Origin of the sequence: Litoribacter ruber (assembly GCF_018500185.1) — a bacterium.
Classification (GTDB): domain Bacteria; phylum Bacteroidota; class Bacteroidia; order Cytophagales; family Cyclobacteriaceae; genus Litoribacter; species Litoribacter ruber.
In genome coordinates this window covers 1-3507 of record NZ_JAHBGI010000037.1, presented here as the reverse complement: position 1 = coordinate 3507, position 3507 = coordinate 1, and the positions used below count along the sequence as shown (strand labels likewise).

The following is a 3507-nucleotide window of genomic DNA, read 5'->3' as shown; positions in this document are numbered from 1 at the left end:
CAGGGTTTAAATTAGACCCTGACCGCTCTACTCTACTGGCCCATTTCCACCGACTTCCGACAAAAAAAAGGCAGCCGTATCACAGCCACCTTTTCCCGTTGTTCAACCACCCTTGTTTCCCTAATGAAACAAAGCTTTTTTAATCTCAGCCAAATGATCCTCCGACTCCATGTTGGCCAAGACAATATCATGTATCTTGAAGCCCAGCAGACTGCTGCCCAGCTGGTTTTCAAGGAAAAATTTCGATTCCAGTTTGTGCATGCCCAGGTACTTCTCCTCATCCCGTTTGCGGAAGGTGGCGATGGGCACGATGACCTTCAGGCCGTTGACCACCCTGTTGATAAACTGCAGGTGCACCTTCACGTTGATGGCATAATCCACATCCTCGAGCGCCTCCCTGCCGTCAAACATGAAAATAAAGGCATCCCGGTTTTCCAGTTCCTCCCTCATGCTGTTGGCCTCCCACCTGTGTACCAGCGGGTCTTCCAGCTCAATCCTCCGGTCCCCATCCACCAGCACCGTCCGGTTGCGGCTGGGCTTGTTGTAGGAGCTGATCTTTTTGACCAGGGAAACCTTGTGGAGGTAATCCGCCAAAACGTTTTTCGGCCTCTCCTCCAGTCCCAGCAAACCCAAGGACACGCTCTGCTCCCCCGATTCAAAGAGGCAAAACCCCTTGGTGCCGGTAAACATAAAACTGCTGTCTTCAAGTAATACAATCGGGATCATAGCTCCTTGCTGGAATTATTACCCTACAAACCTACCCAACTGCGATTATCTTCCCATCCCCAATTGACAAACGCCCCTTTTGACAAACAAAACGGGGGTTTGGGTGAACAAGATTGGAGTCGACAGTCCGCAGTCGGCAGTATATAGTCCATAGTTACGTCTTTTCGACCGACCGGAGGGAGTGCTTGCCCGCCGGGGCGGGGAGAAATCTCGATACGTAAATAATGACGTGGTTGTCCGCCTCCCCCGGGAGGTAAACTGCGCTGTTGTCCCGCCATTGGTCGGCCTCCCGAGGTAGGTAAACTTCGCCTCCCCGGCTAAGTTGTCATTGTTGTCATTGTTGTCATTATTCTACCTATTTGCAGCCATGGGTGGGATGAGAGCCGCTCAACGACAACATTCACGGTTGGGTGCACGTAAGTGGCTTTCGGTCCAAACGAAGATCCTTTTCAAGGCGCAGCCTCGAAAAGACCACCGTACCTGTTTCCGTTAAGCGGCCTTCGGTCCAAGACGTGACTGACCTAAGGTGGAACAATGACAACTGATTCCGCGAAGCGGAAGAGACAACCACGTCGCCCTTACGTTCGTTAGAACCTGCTGGGCGCGGACCCCCACATCCGACATCGGACATCCGACATCGGACATCATGCATCCGCCATCCACCATGCTAACCACCACCCCATATCGCCCCATACACCAACCCGACTGGGAGAGCCTCCTCCAATCCAGCCGCAACGGGACCTTCATGCACTCCCGAAACTACATGGATTACCACAGGGATAGATTTGAGGACTGCTCGGTGATTATCCATCAGGACGGGAGACCCGTGGCAATTTTTCCCGCACACTGGGAAGGAGGTAAGGTTTATTCGCACAAAGGCCTCACCTTTGGTGGGTTGGTTTTGGGGAATGGAGTGGGAGATGAGGAGATGGAAAAGGTTGTCGGGGCATTGATCGACCATTTCAGGCGTGAGGAGGTTTCCGAAATCCATATCAAATGCATCCCCGATTTCTATTTGGAAGACGGGCAGGACAGATTGAGGAAGGCCCTCCTGAAGTTTGGCGCCACCCTGACAGCCATCAATATCATCCATGCCGTACCCTTACCCAGTACAATAGGGGAAAGAGCTGATTACAAAATCAGGAACTCCCAGCGTATTTCCCCCGAAATCAGGAAAGCCGATTCCTTCCAGCCCTTCTGGGAAAAGGTGCTCATCCCGCATCTGTACAATAAATTTGGCAACCGCCCCGTACATTCCCTGCAAGAAATCACGCAACTCGGACAGCATAATCCCATAGAACAGTGGGACCTGTACCATGAAGGAGAGCTATTGGCAGGCACAACGCTGTTTGTCGACAAGCACGTAGTAAAAGCCCAATACACCGCCACCACCGAAAGAGGCAGAAAGCTCAAAGCGCTGGACTACCTCTTCTTCCACCTTTTTGACCTCTATGGCCATAAAAAACTCTTCAACCTCGGCACCTCCTACCATCCTGGTACAAGGGAGTTGGTTCCTGGTTTGGTTCACTGGAAGAAATCCTTCGGTGCTTTGCCTTATGAGAGCGACAACTATGTGATTATCCTATAAGATTTCACGCCACGACGCCACGAGTACGCAGCGGCCGCAACGTGGGTGTTTCATTTGTCATCATTCATCATTCTACATTCATTATTATTCTCGACTTTAGCAACGTGGTTGTCCGCCTCCCGCGGGAGGTAAACTGCGCTGTTGTCCCGCCATTGGTCGGCTCCGCCTCCCCGGCTAGGTTGTCGTGGTTGTCATGGTTCTACCTATTTGCAGCCACGGGCGGGATGAGAGCCGTAAAACGAGAATATTCACGGGTGGGTTCACGGTCTTTGCCTCAGGACGGATTCACGTAAGCTACCCTCATCCTTGCCGAAGGTCCTTTTCGAGGCGCAGCCTCGAAAAGACCAACGTACTTGTTCCCGTTAAACGGCCTTCGGCTCAAGACGTGACTGACCTAATTTAGAACAATGACAACCATGACAACCTAGTCCCGCAGNCGAAAAGACCAACGTACTTGTTCCCGTTAAACGGCCTTCGGCTCAAGACGTGACTGACCTAATTTAGAACAATGACAACCATGACAACCTAGTCCCGCAGGGACGAGACAACCAGTCCCGGTGAGCAGAGTTTACCTCCCGGGGGAGGCGAGCTCGGGACGGACAACCACGTCATACTTACGTAAGTAACCTCCTGCTGGGCGCGAGAATCCTACCCGGCACCCAGTGCTCAGCGCAACTTATATCCCCGCACCCAAAGGATTATTCTCTTCGGATCATCTCCCTATCACTTCCAGTCTAGGCGTGGATCAACTCCCTCTTCCCCTTGGACCTAAATAACGTCTAGACTGGACCCAGTCTGCTTCTGATTAGCCTTATATAACAGGGACAGTCGGGGGAGCCTACACCCAATAGAAACGCCTTACTAAAGTAGCACTAAAGCTAGGGTAAAGCTGGGGTAAAGCTGGGGATAAGTAGATTAAACTCTGTCATCCCGCTGCCTTTCCCCTATACCAGTCTAGCATCAACGTTGGGGTAACGTTAGGGTAACGTTGGGGATATGTAGACCTAAGGTGTATTTTACCTCGTAGTTGTCCGCTTCGCCGTTGTCCGTCCCGTGGGTCGGCTTCGCCTCCCCGGGACTGTTGTCGTTGTTGTCTTTGTTCTTCTTCCGCGCCCAGCAGGAATTTACCTACGGCTGGGATGAAGGCTGCCACAACCCACCTTCATCCACTTCATTATTCATCATTCGATATT

The 3507-nt window shown here is 51.9% G+C and carries 2 protein-coding genes; one reads left to right on the top strand and one right to left on the bottom strand.

Annotation, left to right across the window (positions count from 1 at the left end; translation table 11 throughout):
* Window positions 1-120: 120 nt before the first annotated feature.
* Entirely contained in the window at window positions 121-726 is a 606-nt protein-coding gene (locus KIH41_RS17945) for a hypothetical protein (protein ID WP_214163325.1), read from the bottom strand.
* Window positions 727-1372: 646 nt separating this feature from the next.
* Here KIH41_RS17945 and KIH41_RS17940 point away from each other — a divergent pair.
* Window positions 1373-2314, top strand: coding sequence for a hypothetical protein (locus tag KIH41_RS17940; protein ID WP_214163324.1), 942 nt, complete (start codon window positions 1373-1375; stop codon window positions 2312-2314).
* The last annotated feature ends 1193 nt before the right edge of the window (window positions 2315-3507 follow it).